The sequence below is a fragment of the Pseudomonas sp. o96-267 genome, from assembly GCF_003935465.1.
In the GTDB taxonomy this organism is placed as follows: Bacteria; Pseudomonadota; Gammaproteobacteria; order Pseudomonadales; family Pseudomonadaceae; genus Aquipseudomonas; species Aquipseudomonas sediminis.
Map to the genome: position 1 here is coordinate 276,182 of NZ_RHQP01000001.1, position 16,115 is coordinate 292,296.

Below are 16,115 nucleotides of genomic sequence, written 5' to 3' on the forward strand. Positions count from 1 at the left end.
CCATGGCTCGCCTGTTTGGCCTGCTGTTGCTGATCGCCGGCATCCTCTATCCATTCGCCGTCTATTACGGCCTGGAGCACTGGTCGCCACGCGTGTTCGCCGCGCTGCTGGGCGGCCTCTGGCTAGCCCGCGCTCTGACGGCACGGCGCCGGCCGGGCGGCCTGTGGCTGGCAGTGGCAGCATTGGTGTTCTGCCTGCTGCTCGGCGTCGCCAACGAACCGGCACTGCTGCGCTGGTACCCGGTACTGCTCAACCTGATGCTGCTGGCGCTGTTCGGACTCAGTCTGAAGTTTGGCCCACCGCTGGTAGAACGCATGGCGCGCCTGCGCGAGCCAGAGCTACCGGAAGTCGCCGTGCGCTATACGCGCACCGTCACCAAGGTGTGGGCGTTGTTCTTCCTCGGCAATACCGTCCTACTGATGGCACTGGCGATGTGGGCACCGCTGTCCTGGTGGACGCTGTACACCGGATTAATCTCTTACGGCCTGATCGGCCTGTTGTTCGCTGGCGAGTGGTTGGTGCGCCAGCAAGTAAGGAAACACGAATGACCTGGCTGCCCCTCACCGATCTGTTGCTCGAGACTCACCACGAGCGCCAGGTCGCTCTGGAACCCGCACTGCATCATCCGGAACTGCGTGAGCGTGCCTTGCGCCTGGCCGCTGCCCTACAGGGGCATGGCGTAAAGCGCGTGGCACTGTATCTGGAAGATGCCGGCGAGCTGGCGATCGCCCTGCTTGGTGCCTGGCGCGCCGGGGTACAGGTGCTGTTGCCCGCCGATGCCCAAGTGCAGACCCGCCAACGTTTGGCAGCCCAGGTCGATCTGTGGCTGGATGATTTGTCAGGGCTGGACGCCGAGGCGCTGCCCGCTGCCGCTCTCGACGCCGAGCACTGCTGCCTGACGCTGTGCACCTCGGGCTCCAGCGGCGAACCCAAGCTGATCGACAAGAGCCTGGCGCAACTGGCCAACGAGGTCAGCGCTCTGGAAGAGCTCTGGGGTGCCAACCTGGGCAACGCGACCATTCTCGGCAGCGTCGCCTGCCAGCATATCTATGGCCTGCTGTTCCGCCTGCTGTGGCCGCTATGCGCCGGTCGCCCGGTGCACAGCCGCGCCCTGCCATTCCCTGAAGACCTGCAGCAGGTCAGCCTCAGTCAGCCCCATTTCGTCTGGGTCGCCAGCCCGGCCCTGCTCAAGCGCATGGGCGACAACCTCGACTGGACGGCGCTGAGCCGCGTGAAACAGGTATTTTCCTCCGGCGGCCCCCTGCCCGCCGAAGCAGCGCAGGCCCTGCATGACCGTCTGGGCCAATGGCCGACGGAAATCTATGGCAGTTCGGAAACCGGCGGTATCGGCTGGCGCCAGGGTGACACGCCTTGGCAACCGTTCACCGGCGTCGAACTGAGCCTGGATGAGGCCGGAGCCCTGCGCATCGCCTCGCCATATTTGCCAGCCGGACATATCGAACAGAGCGCGGATGCCGCCGAGATCGGTGACGACGGTCGTTTCTTCCTGCGCGGACGACTGGATCGCATCGTCAAGCTGGAGGAGAAGCGCATCTCCCTGCCCATGATCGAGCAGGCACTGGTCAATCATGACTGGGTTGCCGATGCCCGCCTGGGTGTCGTTCAGGAGGGTCGCGCCTTCCTCGGTGCCTTGCTGGCGCTGAGCGCCAACGGCGTGCATGCCCTGCGCAACCAGGGCCGCCGTACCGTGACCGAAACCCTGCGTCGACACCTGGCCGAACACTGCGAAACCATCGCCCTGCCGCGCCGCTGGCGTCTGCTGCTGGAATTGCCCTACAGCAGCCAGGGCAAGCTGGCGCAGAGCCAGATCGACGACCTGCTGGCTGCGCCACGACCAACGAGGGTAGAGCCTGTCAGCGCCGAAGAACGTGACGGCGAATGGCTGCTGCAACTGCAGGTGCCGCTGGACCTTGCCCACTTCACCGGCCACTTCCCACAGACGCCGGTACTGCCGGGCGTGGTGCAGGTCGATTGGGCGCAGCAACTGGCGCGCCAGTTGATCGAACATCTGCCGCCGCGCTTCGCAGGCATGGAAGTGCTCAAGTTCCAGCAACTGGTACGCCCCGGCGACACCCTGCAGCTGTCGCTGCGTTTCGACACCGAACGCGGCAAGTTGTATTTCGCCTACCGCAATGGCGAGGCTGCCTGTTCCTCAGGGCGCATTCTGCTGGAGCCGGCCCATGGCTGAGCCAGACTTCAATCCCTGCGCGGTGATCCCGGTATACAACCACGAGCGGCCGTTGCCCGGCGTGGTCGGGCAACTGCGCAGCGCTGGATTGCCATGCCTGCTGGTGGACGACGGCTCGAACGCGGCCTGCGCTGCGGTTATGGATGAACTGGCGCAGCAGCCGAACATTCACCTGCTACGCCTACCGAGCAACCAGGGGAAAGGCGGCGCAGTGATGGCCGGTCTGCGCGAGGCCGAGCGCCTTGGCTACAGCCACGCCCTGCAGGTAGACGCTGATGGTCAACACGATCTGAACACCCTGGATCATTTCATCACCACCGCTCGCGCTCATCCGCAAACGCTGGTCTGCGGTTACCCGCAGTACGATGCGAGCGTGCCCAAGTCACGCCTCTACGCCCGCTACCTGACCCACGTCTGGGTCTGGATCAACTGCCTGTCGCTGCAGATTCGCGACTCCATGTGTGGCTTTCGCATCTACCCACTGCCGGCCACCCTGGCCCTGCTCGATACGGTGAAGCTCGGCCGGCGCATGGATTTCGACACCGAGATACTGGTGCGCATGGCCTGGCGTGAACAGCCGATGCACTGGTTGCCAACGCGGGTGCACTACCCGGCCGACGGCCTCTCGCACTTTCGCCTGTGGCACGACAACCTGCTGATCTCGGGCATGCATGCCCGGCTGTTCTTCGGCATGCTGCTGCGCGCGCCGCGCATTCTCTGGCGCAGGCTGGTCGCATGAGCGCTGCCGAACAAAACGAGCACTGGGCCCGGCAGAAGGAGCGCGGCAGTTTCCTGCTGATGCGTTTCACCGTCGCGGCCGCGCGCCTGCTTGGCCGCCGCCCCCTGGTACCGCTGCTGTACCTGATCGTCCTGTACTTCTACCTCTTCGGCCGTAGTGCACGCACCAGCATTCATCAGTATCAGAACAACCTGGCCGCCTGGAGCGCACGCCCCGATCTGCGCCCAAGCCGCAGCTCTGTGTTGCGTCAGTTCCTGGCGTTCGCCGACAGCCTGCTAGACAAGCTCGATGTGTGGAACGGCCGCCTGCCACTGCAGCAGTTGCAACTGGACGATCCCGACGACATCCGCGGCCAACTGCATAGCGGTGGTCGCGGACGCCTGCTGGTCGGCGCCCACCTGGGTAATCTGGAGGTCTGCCGCGCCCTGGCCGAACTCGGCGAGCAGGTATGCATGAACGTGCTGGTGCACACCAAGCACGCCGAGCGCTTCAACCGCCTGCTGGGCGAGTCCGGCGCCAGCCACCTACGCCTGATTCAAGTCAGCGAGTTGGATCCGGCGATCATGCTGCAACTGGCCGAGCGCCTGGAGCGCGGCGAGTGGCTGGCTATCGCTGGCGACCGTGTGCCGCTACATGGCGGGCGCAGCGTGGTGGTCGACTTCCTCGGTCTGCCGGCAGCGTTTCCGCAAGGCCCCTGGTTGCTGGCTGGCCTGCTGCAATGCCCGGTCGGGCTGATGCACTGCCTGAAGATCGATGGGCGCTACCAGGTGCGTCTGGAACACTTCGCCGATGCCGTGAGCTGGAAGCGCAGCGAGCGCGATCAGGTGGTTCACGACTGGGCACAACGTTACGCGCAGCGCCTGGGCGAACACTGCCTGGACGCACCGCAACAATGGTTCAACTTCTACCCTTTCTGGAAGCGAGATGACGACATACCAGCCTGAGCCGGTGATCTTCGGCGAGCGCGCCCTGACCATCGAGAACATCGTAGCCCTGTCGCAGCGCCAGGCCCGTGCCCAGCTGCAGGACGATGCCGCCTACCGGGAAAAGATCGCCAAGGGCGCACGTTTCCTCGACACCCTGCTGGACAAGGAAGGCGTGATCTACGGCGTCACCACCGGCTACGGCGACTCCTGCGTGGTCGCGGTGCCGCTGCATCAGGTCGAGGCGCTGCCCCAGCACCTGTTCACCTTCCACGGTTGTGGCCTGGGCAAACTGCTCGACGCCCCCAGTACCCGCGCGGTGCTCGCCGCCCGCTTGCAGTCGCTATGCCACGGCGTGTCCGGGGTACGCGTGGAACTGCTGGAGCGTATCCAGGCGTTCATCGAGCACGACGTGCTGCCCTTGATCCCGGAAGAAGGTTCGGTCGGTGCCAGCGGCGACCTCACCCCGCTGTCCTACGTCGCCGCCACCCTCAGCGGTGAGCGCGAAGTACTCTACAAAGGCGAGCGCCGCAGCGCCGCCGAGGTGCATGAAGAACTCGGCTGGACGCCACTGACCCTGCGCCCTAAAGAGGCCCTGGCGCTGATGAACGGCACCGCCGTGATGACCGCCCTGGCCTGCCTGGCCTACGCCCGCGCTGACTACCTGCTGAAGCTGGCGACGCGCATCACCGCGCTCAACGTGATCGCCCTGGAAGGCAATCCGGAGCACTTCGACGAGCGCCTGTTCGCCGCCAAGCCGCACCCGGGCCAGACCCAGGTCGCCGCCTGGATTCGCCAGGATCTGGCCGTCGAAGCGCCACTGCCGCCGCTACATCGCCTGCAGGATCGCTATTCGATCCGTTGCGCGCCACATGTGCTTGGCGTGCTGGCCGATAGCCTGGGCCTGCTGCGCCAGTTCATCGAGATCGAACTCAACAGCGCCAACGACAATCCGTTGTTCGACGCCGAGACCGAGCGCACCCTGCACGGCGGCCACTTCTACGGCGGGCATATCGCCTTCGCCATGGACAGCCTGAAGAACCTGGTCGGCAACGTCGCCGACCTGCTAGACCGCCAGCTCGCCCTGCTGGTCGACACTCGCTACAACCACGGTCTGCCGAGCAACCTGTCCGGCGCGCCAGTCGAGACGGCGATGATCAACCACGGCTTCAAGGCCGTGCAGATCGGCGCCAGCGCCTGGACTGCCGAAGCACTGAAGAACACCATGCCGGCCAGCGTGTTCTCGCGCTCCACCGAGTGCCACAACCAGGACAAGGTGAGTATGGGCACCATCGCCGCACGCGATGCCCTGCGCAGCCTGGAGCTGACCGAACAGGTCGCCGCTGCCACGCTGCTGGCCGCCAACCAGGGCGTGTGGCTGCGCGAGCGGGCTGGCAAGCAGGATATCCCCGCGCCACTGGCCGCCATGCGCGAACAGTTGGCCAGAGACTTCCCGCCAGTGATCGAAGACCGCGCCCTGGAAGGCGAACTGCGCCTGTGCCTGGAGCGTATCCGCACTCAGCACTGGAGGCTGTATGCGTAGCAAGGGCGTATTGCAGGCGGAAATCGAACTGCAGGTGCAGTTCTATGATGTCGACATGATGGAAATCGTCTGGCACGGCCATTACGTCAAATACTTCGAGCAGGCGCGCTGCGCCCTGCTCGACAAGCTCGACCACAACTACCGGCAGATGCGCGACTCCGGCTACGCCTGGCCGGTGATCGACCTGCAGGTACGCTATGTGCGCGGCGCCCAGTTCGGCCAGCGCATCATCGTGCGCGCCGACCTGGTGGAATGGGAAAGCCGCCTGAAGATCAACTACCTGATCAGCGATGCTGAGACCGGCGAACGCATGACCCGCGGCAGCACCGTGCAGGTTGCCGTGGAGATCGCCACGCGAGAAATGCAGTTCGCCTCGCCCCTGGTCTTCATCGATGCCGTACAGAAGGCGCTGGCATGACCCCCGTGACCTGGCGACGTTTTCGTAGGAGCGAGCTCTGCTCGCGAACCTGGGCAACCCCGAAAGCTTCGCGAGCAGAGCTCGCTCCTACAGGCGCCGCCTGGATGAAATCCAGGAAAAGCCGCGTCGCCAGATGTATCTCCCGGATTGCATCCGGGCTACTGCTGGCGAGCATTGCCCAATTGGCGCTGGCCTTCGACCTCGACCAGCTCAGCGAGCAACTCGGCGAGCCCGAGGTAGTGCGCGGCAGTTTCATCCAGGAAAAACACCTGCGCGCCCTGCCGAAACCGTTGACCAGCCGCGGCACCTTCGTCCTGGCCAAGGATCATGGCCTGCTCTGGCTGCTCGAACGCCCATTGCAGCAGGACTACCGTATCGACGCGCAAGGCATTGCCCGGCGCAGCGAACAGGGTTGGCAGTTCGTCGCCCAGCAAAGCGCCACCGCGCAGCAGAACCGCCTGTTTCTCGCCGTGCTCAAGGGCGACAGCAGCGGTCTGCGTCAGGATTTCGAACTAAGCCTGAGCGGTAGCGCCGAGGCCTGGCAGCTCGATCTGACGCCCCGCAGCGTTCTGCTCAAGCAGGTATTCAAGGCCATCGTCATCACCGGCGGTGAGCTGGTGCAGCGTATCGAGCTGCAGGAAACCCAGGGCGACAGCACCGTGCTGCGCCTTGAGGACAATCAGGCCGATCAGTCCCTGAGCGACGCGGAGCGACATGACTTCCAGAGTTGAATACTGGGGTTCACGGCTCTTTCCGCTCGCCCTGGTCCTGCTCGTTGCCGTCGCTGCCTGGCAGTGGCGCGGCGGCGCGCCCGTCTCGGCCAACCTGCTGGAACTGGTACCCAACGGCACGCCGGACGCGCTCGAGCAGCAGGCAGTGCAACGCATGCAGGAGCCGCTCAATCGCGAGCTGCTGGTGCTGATCAGCCACCCGCAGCGCGAGCAAGCCCTGGCACTGGCCGCCGAACTGGGCACACGCTGGCAGCAACAGGCGCTGTTCGAGAAGGTGCAGTGGGTTCCGCAAGCCGACCTGTCCGGCATACGCCAGCAACTGCAGGATCAACGCCTGGCGCTGTTGCCGGCTGCCGACCGTCAATTGCTGATCGACAACCCATCCGCCTTCGTCGAGCGACGGGTGCAGGATCTGTTCGACCCCTTCCGCAGTCAGGGCGTGGTTGCCACCAATGATGATCTGCTCGGCCTCAGCACCCTGGTGGAGAAAGGGCTTCCGCATTACCACAATGTCCAGGTCGACCTCAGCGGCGCGCTGATCGCCGAAAGCGAGGGGACCACCTGGGCTCTGCTGCGCGCCCGCACCAACGCCGACGCGTTCGACGGCAACCTGGCACTGGCCGTGGACGATCTGGTCGCCCAGGCTCGCGATGAGGTGCAGGCACGCGGCGGCCAATTGCTCGCCAGCAGCGGGCTGCTGTATTCCGCCCATGGCCAGCGCGAAGCCACTCGCGAAATCAGCCTGATGGGCAGCATCGCCAGCGCTGGCGCCCTGCTGATGATGCTGCTGGTGTTTCGCCGGGTGCGCGTACTGCTCGCCTTCATCCCCGCGGCCATTGGCGTGCTCGCCGGGCTCACGGCCTGCGTCGCGGTGTTCGGCCATATCCACGTGATGACCCTGGTGCTGGGTGCCAGCCTGATCGGCGTGGCCATCGACTACCCCCTGCACCTGCTGTCGAAAAGCTGGACGCTGCAACCCTGGGATAGCTGGCGTGCCCTGCGCGCCACGTTTCTTGGCCTGAGCCTCGGTCTGCTGACCAATGTCATCGGTTATCTGGCCCTGGCCTTCACCCCGTTCCCGGCGCTGAAACAAGTGGCGATCTTCTCCGCCGCCGGCCTGCTCGGCGCTTACCTGAGCACGCTGTTCCTGTTGCCAACCCTGCTCGGCAAGGCCGAGATACGTCCCTGGCAGCCGCCGCATGCCCTGGCGCAGCGCCTGCTCGACCGGCGCGAAACCTTGCTGCGTAAACTGCCCACACCCTGGCTGCTGTTGATCTTCGCCCTGTTTTGCGCTGGTGGCCTGTTGCAGCTCTCGCACAAGGACGACCTGCGCCAGTGGGCCAGCGTACCGCCGCAATTGCTGGAGCAATCGAAAGCCATCAGCCAGATCGTCGGCATGCAACCGACCAGTCAGTTCTTTCTGGTGCACGGCGACGACGAGGAACAATTGCTGCAACGCCAGCAGTCGTTGAGCCAACGCCTGGACAAGCTGGTGGAACAAGGCCAGTTGAAGAGCTATCTGGCCCTGAGCCAGCTGATGGCGCCAGCCACCCAGCAGGAGGCACTGCGCCAAGCCGTGGCACAGCTCCCGAGCCATAGCGCTGCACTCAACGAACTGGGCATCCCCGCCGAGGCCATCGAGCAGGAAGCGCAACAGCTGCAAGCACTGCCGACGCTGACCATCGAGCAGGTGCTATCCGCGCCACTCAGTGAGCCCTGGCGGCCACTCTGGCTGGGCAACGCCGATGACGGCCAGGTCGCCGGCTTGATCAGCCTGCAAGGCTTGACCGACAGCGATCTGCTTGCCGCCCAGGTCGAGGGACTGGACGGGGTAAAACTGGTCGACCGCCTCGGCGAGCTCAATCGCCTGTTCGCCGCCACGCAAGTCAGCGCCGCCGAACTCAAGCTGGCCTCCTGCCTGCTGATCTTCGCTGTGCTCTGGATCTTCTTTGGCGCACGCGGTGCCGCTCGCGTACTGGCGGTCTCGCTGCTGGCCGCATTGGCCAGCCTGGCCAGCCTGGGCTGGCTTGGCCAGCCGCTGACCCTGTTCAGCCTGTTCGGCCTGCTACTGGTCACCGCCATCGGCGTGGACTACGCCATTCTGATTCGCGAACGGGTCGGCGGCGCGGCCACCAGCCTGCTCGGCACGCTGCTGTCGGCACTGACCACCTGGTTGTCGTTCGGCCTGCTGGCCGTTTCCAGTACGCCTGCGGTGAGCAACTTCGGCCTGGCCATCAGCATCGGCCTGGCCTTCAGCTTCCTCCTCGCCCCCTGGGCAGGTGACGCGCAAGCAGAGGATAAGCAGCCATGACGGTCGTCCTGTTCTGGTTGCTGGCCCTGGCCATCTATGCGCTGGTCGCGGTCGTCGGTGGGCGCCGCCTGATTCCCATCGTCGGCCAATTGCTGGTGGCAGCGCTGGCCATCCCGGCGCTGCTGTTGCTGTGGGCCGAGCCGCACTGGCAATTGAGCGCCAGCGACCTGCTGGCGCCCGACTGGCTGGAGCTTGCCTACGGTCTGTGCTTCGCGCTGCTACTCGGCTACATCCTCAGCGACGTGATCGATCTCGACCTCAGCCCGGCGTGCGTGAAGATCGCCCTGCCCAGTTTCCTCGTGCCGATGCTCGCAGGCCTGGCCTGTTCGCTCTGGTTGCTGCCCGGCGAGCGCGGCTGGCTGAGTGCCGTCGGCATCGGCCTGCTGTTCTCCATCACCGCCATTCCCGTGCTCTACCTGTTTCTGCAGAGCATCGGCTACCCGCCTGCCGACAGTAAACGTCTGCTGCATGCGGCGATCCTGATGGATTTCATGTGCTGGAGTCTGTTCGGCCTGGCCCAGGGCAGCAGCCAGCCGGCAACGCTGCTGTGGCCCTTGTTGGCGGCATTGCTGCCCCTGTTGCTGCGTGCCGCCAGGCTGCGTCATCCGTCGTTCTACAGCCTGCCATTCTTCGCCTTGATGCTGGCGTTGCAGCAGCTTGAACTGAATGCGCTGGTGTTCGGCATCGGCTACATGCTGTGTCTGGGTTACCTGCGCCAGCCCTTCGTCCTGCCACTCGCGGAGCGTCACTGGAAACGGGCGATGAATGGGCTCGCAGTCCCGCTGATCCTCACCTATGGCGTGCTGCGCGTTGATTTCCATGGCCTGGATCAACACCTGTCCTGGTTGCTACTGGTTACCCTGCTGGCGCTGCCGGTCATCAGCAAGGTGCTTGGTAGCTGGTTGGGTCTGCACTGGGCAGATCCGGCCGCGTCGGCACGGATCAAGTGGCGCGAAAGCCTGCTGCTGAACATCCGTGGCCTGACCGAAATCGTGTTCCTCAACCTGCTCCTGCAGCTCCAGCTGATTGATTCAACGGTGTACTTCGGCCTGCTGCTGATGAGTCTGTTCTCTACTCTGCTGCCTGCCCTGCTGGGCCGGCATGCGGCCAATCATGAAGCGAAAGCCCGCTATGAAATCTCCTGAACTCGAACAACGCCAGATCGTCGTCATCGGTGCCGGCCCGTCCGGCGCCATCGCAGCCGCCATCCTCAAACGCAAGGGTCATGACGTACTGGTGCTGGAGCGCCAGCGCTTCCCGCGCTTTTCCATCGGCGAAAGCCTACTGTCGCACTGCCTGGACTTCGTCGAAGAAGCCGGCATGCTCGAGGCCGTGCAAGCCGCTGGGTTCCAGACCAAGCACGGTGCAGCCTTCGCCTGGGGCGACCGTTACACCAGCTTCGACTTCCGCGACAAATTCACCGAGGGCAAGGGTTCGACCTATCAGGTCATCCGCGCCGACTTCGACAAGTTGCTGGCCGACGAGGCCGAGCGCCAGGGCGTGGAGATTCGCTACGAGGAAGAAATCTTCGCCGCCGACTTCAGCGGCGACTGCCCGCGCCTGTCGGTACGTCGCCTGGCCGACGGTCATGAATACCAGGTCGAGTGCGCCTTCGTCCTCGACGGTAGCGGTTATGGCCGCGTGCTGCCGCGTCTACTCGATCTCGACACGCCGTCGGCTTTCCCAGTCCGCCGTGCGGTGTTCACCCATATCGAGGATCGCATCGACCCGGCCTCGGGCTTCAACCGCGAGATGATCCTCATCACCACTCACCCGACGCTGCGCGACGTGTGGTTCTGGACCATCCCATTCAGCAACGGCCGTTGCTCGCTGGGCGTGGTCGCCGCAGCCGAGCACTACGAGAATTCTCCGAAAGATCTCGATGCCTGTCTCAGGCAGTTCGTTGCCGAGACCCCATCGTTGAGCAAGGTGCTCGGCAATGCCGTGTGGGATACCCCGGCGCGCGAGATCAACGGTTACTCGGCCAACGTCAAGAGCCTGCACGGCCCAGGCTTCGCCTTGCTGGGCAACGCCGCCGAGTTCCTCGATCCGGTATTCAGCTCCGGCGTGACCATCGCCATGCGTTCGGCGAGCATGGCCGCCGGGCTGTTGCATCGTCAGCTCGAGGGCGAGACGGTGGACTGGGAAACCGAGTTCGCCATCCCGCTCAAACGCGGCGTGGATACCTTCCGTGTCTACGTCGAAGGCTGGTACGAGGGTTCCTTCCAGGACGTGATCTACTACGAAAAAGCCTCCCCGGAAATTCGCCGCATGATCAGCTCGATCCTTGCCGGCTACGCCTGGGACGGTAAGAATCCCTACGTGTCCGAACCACGCCGCCGCCTGCGAGTTCTCGCAGAGCTCTGTTCCCAAGCCTGACAAGGATCGTCGATGAGCACCCTGCGCCCCGTCTCGCCCACCTACGTCGAAGAAACCCGCTTCGGCTTCTGGTTCCTGCAGAGCCATGTCTGGCAGCACCATGTGTTGCGGGTCGCGATCAACGACCTGGTACGCCTGTGCGGCAGCCCGCTGCCGCAAGCGCCCGTGTTACTCGATGCCGGCTGCGGTCAGGGCCGCTCCTTCGGCCTGCTTAACGCCGCCTTCGCACCGGCGCGGATGATCGGCCTCGACGCCGATCCGCACAGCCTCGAATGCTCGCGCCGCGAGGCCGAGCGCCTGGGCCTGGAGGTCGAACTGATCGCCAGTGACTGCGCGGCCATCGACCTGCCCGACGCCAGCGTCGACTTGCTGTTCTGCCACCAGACGCTGCATCACCTGGTGGAACAGGAGAAAGCCCTCGCCGAGTTCTGGCGCGTGCTGAAACCGGGTGGCCGGTTACTATTGGCCGAATCGACCAAGTTCTACATCGATACCTGGGTGATCCGCTGGCTGTTCCGTCACCCGATGCACGTTCAACGTAGCGCCGAGCAGTACCTGCAAATGCTCAGCGCGCAGGGTTTCCAGTTCGAAGAGAGCAGTGTTTCCTACCCCTATCTGTGGTGGAGTCGCTCCAAGGATTTCGGCCTGCTGGAGCGCTGGGGGCTGATGCGGCCCAAGCCGGTCGGCCAACGCGACGAAACGCTGCTCAACGTAGTGGCGCGCAAACCGTGATGCCACGCATACTCCTGCTCGTCGCCAGTCTGTTGCTGGGCGCCTGCGCCGCACATACCCCCGTGCCGCAGACGCCACCGGCACTGGTCGTGCCCTTACCGCTCAGCCTGCAGATCCAGCGTGAGCAGGCACAGGTGCGACAGGACTGGCTGCTGGTGATCCAGCGTGAAGGCTCGGCCCTGCGCTGGTCATTGATGGACCCGCTCGGCATCCCACAGGCGCGTCAGCTGCTGGATGCCGGACAATGGCGCAACGACGGCCTGTTGCCACCCAACGCCGAGGCCCGCGAGTTGTTCGCCGCGCTGCTGTTCGCCCTGACCCGAGGCGACGCGCTGCAGGCCTACCCGGCCGGCAGCTGGCAACAGGTGCGCGATGACCAACGCCGCCTTGCGCCGGACTGGACCGTCGACTACCACGGCCCACTGAATTTCACCCTTGGCAAGACCGGCCTGAACTACCGGATACATGCACTGAACCTGGAAGAAAGCGATTGATGTCCCGTGCCCCTACCCCCGGCTACCTCAATGCACTCGGCGTAATCTGCGCCCTGGGCGAAGGCAAGCAGGCCGTCGCCGATGCGCTGTTCGCCGGCGACACCTCGGGCATGCGTGCCGAACACGGCTGGGTCAGCGAGCGCAGTCTGACGGTCGGCGCCGTGCATGCCGATCTGCCAGCCATGCCGCCTGGCTTCGAGAGCTCGCACAGTCGCAACAACCAACTGCTGCTGGCCGCTGCGCTGCAGATCGAGCCCGAACTGCGCGCGGCCATCGCCCGCCATGGTGCTCACCGCGTCGGCCTGGTGCTGGGTACGAGCACCTCGGGCATTCGCGAAGCGGGCGAGCATATCGGGCGCCAGCTCGACGATGGCGAGCTGCCAGCCGAGTACGACTACATCCAGCAGGAGATGGCCGCGCCAGCGAACTTCCTGGCGGACTGGCTGAAACTGACTGGCCCGGTCTACTGCCAGTCCACCGCCTGCACCTCCAGCGCCCGCGCCCTGCTCAGCGCCCATCGCCTGCTGCGCATGGGCCTGTGCGACGCGGTGATCTGCGGCGGCGTGGACAGCCTGTGCCGCCTGACCCTAAATGGCTTCTCATCGCTGGAGGCGGTTTCCGCCGAGCCCTGCAATCCGTTCTCGGTGAACCGCCACGGCATCAACATCGGCGAAGCCGCGGCCCTGTTCCTGATGACCCGTGAGCATGGCCCCATCGCCTTCTTCGGTGGCGGCGCCACCTCCGACGCCCACCATATCTCCGCGCCGCACCCCGAAGGCCTCGGTGCCCGTGCCGCCATGGAGAAGGCGCTGGCCAATGCCGGCATCGCGACCAGCGACATCGACTATCTCAACCTGCACGGCACCGCCACTCGGCATAACGACGTGATGGAGAGCAAGGCCGTGCATGCGCTGTTCCCCAACGGCCTGCCTTGCTCCTCGAGCAAACCCATGACCGGCCATACCCTGGGCGCCGCTGGTGCGCTGGAAGCGGCCTTCTGCTGGCTGACCCTGAGCGAATACAACCGCGATGGCCTGCTGCCGCCGCACCTCTGGGACGGCCAGCGCGACCCCGAAGTGGCGCCGCTGGAACTCGTCCAGCCTGGCGCCCGCTTCGCCCGTGACAGGGGCCGTAACCTGATGAGCAACTCCTTCGCCTTTGGCGGCAATAACGTCGCACTGATTCTGGGAGATGCGTCATGAGCCTGTGGCCCGTCGCCGAACTGGTGCCCCATGCCGGCAACATGGTGCTGCTCGATGAAGTACTGAGCTGCGATAGCGAAGCGATCGAGGTGCGCCTCGTCGTACGTCCGGATGGCCTGCTCAGCGATGCCCACGGCAATCTGCCTGCCTGGACCGGCATCGAGCTGATGGCCCAGGCCATCGCCGCCTTCGCCGGCATCCAGGCCAAGCGCGCCGGCTTGCCGGTGGAGCTGGGCTTCCTGCTCGGTACACGCAAGTACGCCTGCAATGTCGAGCGTTTCCCGGCTGGCAGCGAACTGCACATCCGCGCCCTGTGCTCACTGCAGGACGACAACGGCATGGGCGTGTTCGAATGCCATCTGACTGGCCCGGACATCCAGGCCGAGGCCCGCCTCAACGTGTTCCGCCCGCCGCAACCGGCGGTTTATTTACAAGAGCCACAAGAACCGCAAGAACAATCCCATGACTGAAACTACTTCCGCCAACACCGTTCTAGTCACCGGCTCCAGCCGCGGCATCGGCCGCGCCATCGCCCTACGCCTGGCGCGCTCGGGCCATGACATCGTCCTGCACTGCCGCTCGCGCCGCGATGAGGCCGAAGCCGTGCAGGCGCAGATCATGGAGCTCGGGCGCCAGGCGCGCATCCTGCAATTCGACGTATCCGACCGCGCCGCCTGCCGCGCAGCGCTGGAGGCCGACGTCGAAGCCCATGGCGCCTACTACGGTGTAGTGTGCAATGCCGGCCTGACCCGCGACGGCGCTTTCCCGGCGCTGTCCGAAGAAGACTGGGATCAGGTGCTGCGCACCAACCTGGACGGTTTCTATAACGTGCTGCACCCATTGACCATGCCGATGATCCGCCGCCGTGCGCCAGGCCGCATCGTCTGCATCACCTCGGTATCCGGGTTGGTCGGCAACCGCGGCCAGGTCAACTACAGCGCCTCCAAGGCTGGCGTGATAGGCGCCGCCAAGGCCCTGGCGATCGAACTGGCCAAACGCAAGATCACTGTCAACTGCGTGGCCCCGGGCCTGATCGATACCGATATCCTCGACGAACTGGTGCCCGTGGAGGAGATTCTCAAGATGATTCCGGCGGCGCGCATGGGCACCCCGGAAGAAGTGGCGGGTGCGGTGAACTTCCTGATGTCCAGCGAAGCGGCGTACATTACCCGCCAGGTTCTCGCAGTGAATGGCGGTCTGTGCTGATGAAACGTGTAGTCGTCACCGGTATGGCCGGTATCACCTCGCTGGGCAGCGACTGGCCAACCATCTCGGCCGCGTTCAAAGCCGGCAAAAGTGGTATCCGCCGCATGGACGAATGGGACCGTTTCACCGAGCTGAACACCCGCCTGGGCGGGCCGGTGGACGATTTCGTCCAGCCCAAGCACTGGAATCGCAAGCAGACGCGCAGCATGGGCCGGGTGTCCAAGCTGGCGGTATACGCCGCCGAACGCGCGCTGGAACACGCCGGCTTACTCGGCGATCCGTGCATCGCCGATGGGCGCATGGGCGTGGCCTGTGGCTCGTCAACCGGCAGCACCGAGGAGGTCAAGGCCTTCGGCAACATGCTGCTGAACTCTGTGGCAGACGGCCTCAATGCCAACTCCTACATCCGCATGATGCCGCACACCACGGCGGCCAATATCAGCATCTTCTTCGGCCTCAAGGGCCGCCTGATCCCAACGTCCAGCGCCTGCACCAGCGGCAGCCAAGGCATCGGCTATGCCTACGAGGCGATCAAGTTCGGCCGTCTGAAGATGATGCTCGCTGGCGGCGCCGAAGAACTGTGCCCCACCGAAGCCATGGTCTTCGATGCACTCTACGCCACCAGCCTGAAGAACGACGCCCCGCACACCAGCCCGCGCCCCTACGACAGCGGCCGTGACGGCCTGGTGATCGGCGAAGGCGCCGGCATCCTGGTGCTCGAAGAGCTGGAGCACGCGCTCGCCCGTGGAGCCACTATCCATGCCGAGATCGTCGGCTTCGGATGCAACTCCGACGGCCAGCACGCCACCAAGCCGGTGCAGGAAACCATGCGCGGCGCCATGCAACTGGCGCTCGATGACGCCGGCCTGAAACCTTCCGCCATCGGTTACGTCAACGGCCATGGCACTGCCACCGAGCAGGGCGACGTCGCCGAAACCCTGGCCACCAGCAGCCTGTTCGGCGCGCAGATGCCGATCAGCTCGCAGAAGAGCTACCTCGGCCACACCCTGGGCGCCTGCGGCGCGCTGGAATCCTGGTTCAGCATCGAGATGATGAACTCGGACAGTTACGTCTACACCCTGAACCTGGACGAGATCGACCCGGCCTGCGGTGAGCTGGATTATCTGCGCGGCGAGTTCCGCCAGATGAGCCACGAGTACGTGATGAACAACAACTTCGCCTTCGGTGGCGTGAATACCTCGCTGATCTTCAAGCGCTGGCATTGATT

16 protein-coding genes are annotated in these 16,115 nt (G+C 64.9%); all 16 read left to right on the top strand.

The annotated features are described in order from the left end of the window. Nucleotides 1–2: 2 nt before the first annotated feature. The 16 genes from EGJ86_RS01180 to EGJ86_RS01255 all read left to right on the top strand — a co-directional run bounded on the left by EGJ86_RS01180 (nucleotide 3) and on the right by EGJ86_RS01255 (nucleotide 16,113). Nucleotides 3–548 carry a hypothetical protein gene (locus EGJ86_RS01180; protein ID WP_125833640.1) on the top strand — a complete coding sequence of 182 codons (546 nt, stop codon included), beginning with the start codon at nucleotides 3–5 and terminating at the stop codon, nucleotides 546–548. Continuing rightward, entirely contained in the window at nucleotides 545–2,209 is a 1,665-nt protein-coding gene (locus tag EGJ86_RS01185; protein ID WP_125833641.1) for an acyl-CoA synthetase family protein, read from the top strand. The genes EGJ86_RS01180 and EGJ86_RS01185 overlap by 4 nt, the downstream gene beginning before the upstream one ends. Further along, entirely contained in the window at nucleotides 2,202–2,948 is a 747-nt protein-coding gene (locus tag EGJ86_RS01190; RefSeq protein WP_125833642.1) for a glycosyltransferase family 2 protein, read from the top strand. The genes EGJ86_RS01185 and EGJ86_RS01190 overlap by 8 nt, the downstream gene beginning before the upstream one ends. Further along, a complete protein-coding gene (locus EGJ86_RS01195; RefSeq protein WP_125833643.1) occupies nucleotides 2,945–3,892 on the top strand; it encodes a glycosyl transferase in 948 nt (315 codons plus the stop codon). Before EGJ86_RS01190 ends, EGJ86_RS01195 begins: the two co-directional genes overlap by 4 nt. Further along, on the top strand, nucleotides 3,873–5,414 hold the full coding sequence (gene hutH, locus EGJ86_RS01200; RefSeq protein WP_125833644.1) for a histidine ammonia-lyase: 1,542 nt from the start codon (nucleotides 3,873–3,875) through the stop codon (nucleotides 5,412–5,414). Before EGJ86_RS01195 ends, hutH begins: the two co-directional genes overlap by 20 nt. After that, the gene (locus tag EGJ86_RS01205) at nucleotides 5,407–5,832 is read left to right on the top strand and encodes a thioesterase family protein (protein ID WP_125833645.1); all 426 of its coding nucleotides are present in this window, start codon (nucleotides 5,407–5,409) and stop codon (nucleotides 5,830–5,832) included. The genes hutH and EGJ86_RS01205 overlap by 8 nt, the downstream gene beginning before the upstream one ends. Nucleotides 5,833–5,936: 104 nt before the next feature. Further along, a complete protein-coding gene (locus EGJ86_RS01210; RefSeq protein WP_256672114.1) occupies nucleotides 5,937–6,563 on the top strand; it encodes an outer membrane lipoprotein carrier protein LolA in 627 nt (208 codons plus the stop codon). Continuing rightward, complete coding sequence (locus EGJ86_RS01215; protein ID WP_125833646.1) at nucleotides 6,547–8,874, top strand: MMPL family transporter; 2,328 nt, start codon at nucleotides 6,547–6,549, stop codon at nucleotides 8,872–8,874. Before EGJ86_RS01210 ends, EGJ86_RS01215 begins: the two co-directional genes overlap by 17 nt. Beyond that, entirely contained in the window at nucleotides 8,871–10,019 is a 1,149-nt protein-coding gene (locus EGJ86_RS01220) for a sodium:proton antiporter (protein ID WP_125833647.1), read from the top strand. Before EGJ86_RS01215 ends, EGJ86_RS01220 begins: the two co-directional genes overlap by 4 nt. After that, the gene (locus tag EGJ86_RS01225) at nucleotides 10,006–11,253 is read left to right on the top strand and encodes an NAD(P)/FAD-dependent oxidoreductase (RefSeq protein ID WP_125833648.1); all 1,248 of its coding nucleotides are present in this window, start codon (nucleotides 10,006–10,008) and stop codon (nucleotides 11,251–11,253) included. Before EGJ86_RS01220 ends, EGJ86_RS01225 begins: the two co-directional genes overlap by 14 nt. Nucleotides 11,254–11,265: 12 nt before the next feature. Then, on the top strand, nucleotides 11,266–11,985 hold the full coding sequence (locus tag EGJ86_RS01230) for a class I SAM-dependent methyltransferase (protein ID WP_177431951.1): 720 nt from the start codon (nucleotides 11,266–11,268) through the stop codon (nucleotides 11,983–11,985). Then, complete coding sequence (locus EGJ86_RS01235) at nucleotides 11,985–12,479, top strand: hypothetical protein (RefSeq protein WP_125833649.1); 495 nt, start codon at nucleotides 11,985–11,987, stop codon at nucleotides 12,477–12,479. Before EGJ86_RS01230 ends, EGJ86_RS01235 begins: the two co-directional genes overlap by 1 nt. After that, entirely contained in the window at nucleotides 12,479–13,681 is a 1,203-nt protein-coding gene (locus tag EGJ86_RS01240; protein WP_125833650.1) for a beta-ketoacyl-[acyl-carrier-protein] synthase family protein, read from the top strand. Before EGJ86_RS01235 ends, EGJ86_RS01240 begins: the two co-directional genes overlap by 1 nt. Continuing rightward, nucleotides 13,678–14,151 carry a hotdog family protein gene (locus EGJ86_RS01245; protein WP_125833651.1) on the top strand — a complete coding sequence of 158 codons (474 nt, stop codon included), beginning with the start codon at nucleotides 13,678–13,680 and terminating at the stop codon, nucleotides 14,149–14,151. Before EGJ86_RS01240 ends, EGJ86_RS01245 begins: the two co-directional genes overlap by 4 nt. Then, nucleotides 14,144–14,887: a 3-oxoacyl-ACP reductase FabG gene (gene fabG, locus EGJ86_RS01250; protein ID WP_125833652.1), complete on the top strand. Its 744-nt coding sequence runs from the start codon at nucleotides 14,144–14,146 to the stop codon at nucleotides 14,885–14,887. The genes EGJ86_RS01245 and fabG overlap by 8 nt, the downstream gene beginning before the upstream one ends. Further along, nucleotides 14,887–16,113, top strand: a complete 1,227-nt coding sequence (locus EGJ86_RS01255) for a beta-ketoacyl-ACP synthase (RefSeq protein ID WP_125833653.1) — start codon at nucleotides 14,887–14,889, stop codon at nucleotides 16,111–16,113. The genes fabG and EGJ86_RS01255 overlap by 1 nt, the downstream gene beginning before the upstream one ends. Nucleotides 16,114–16,115 lie beyond the last annotated feature (2 nt).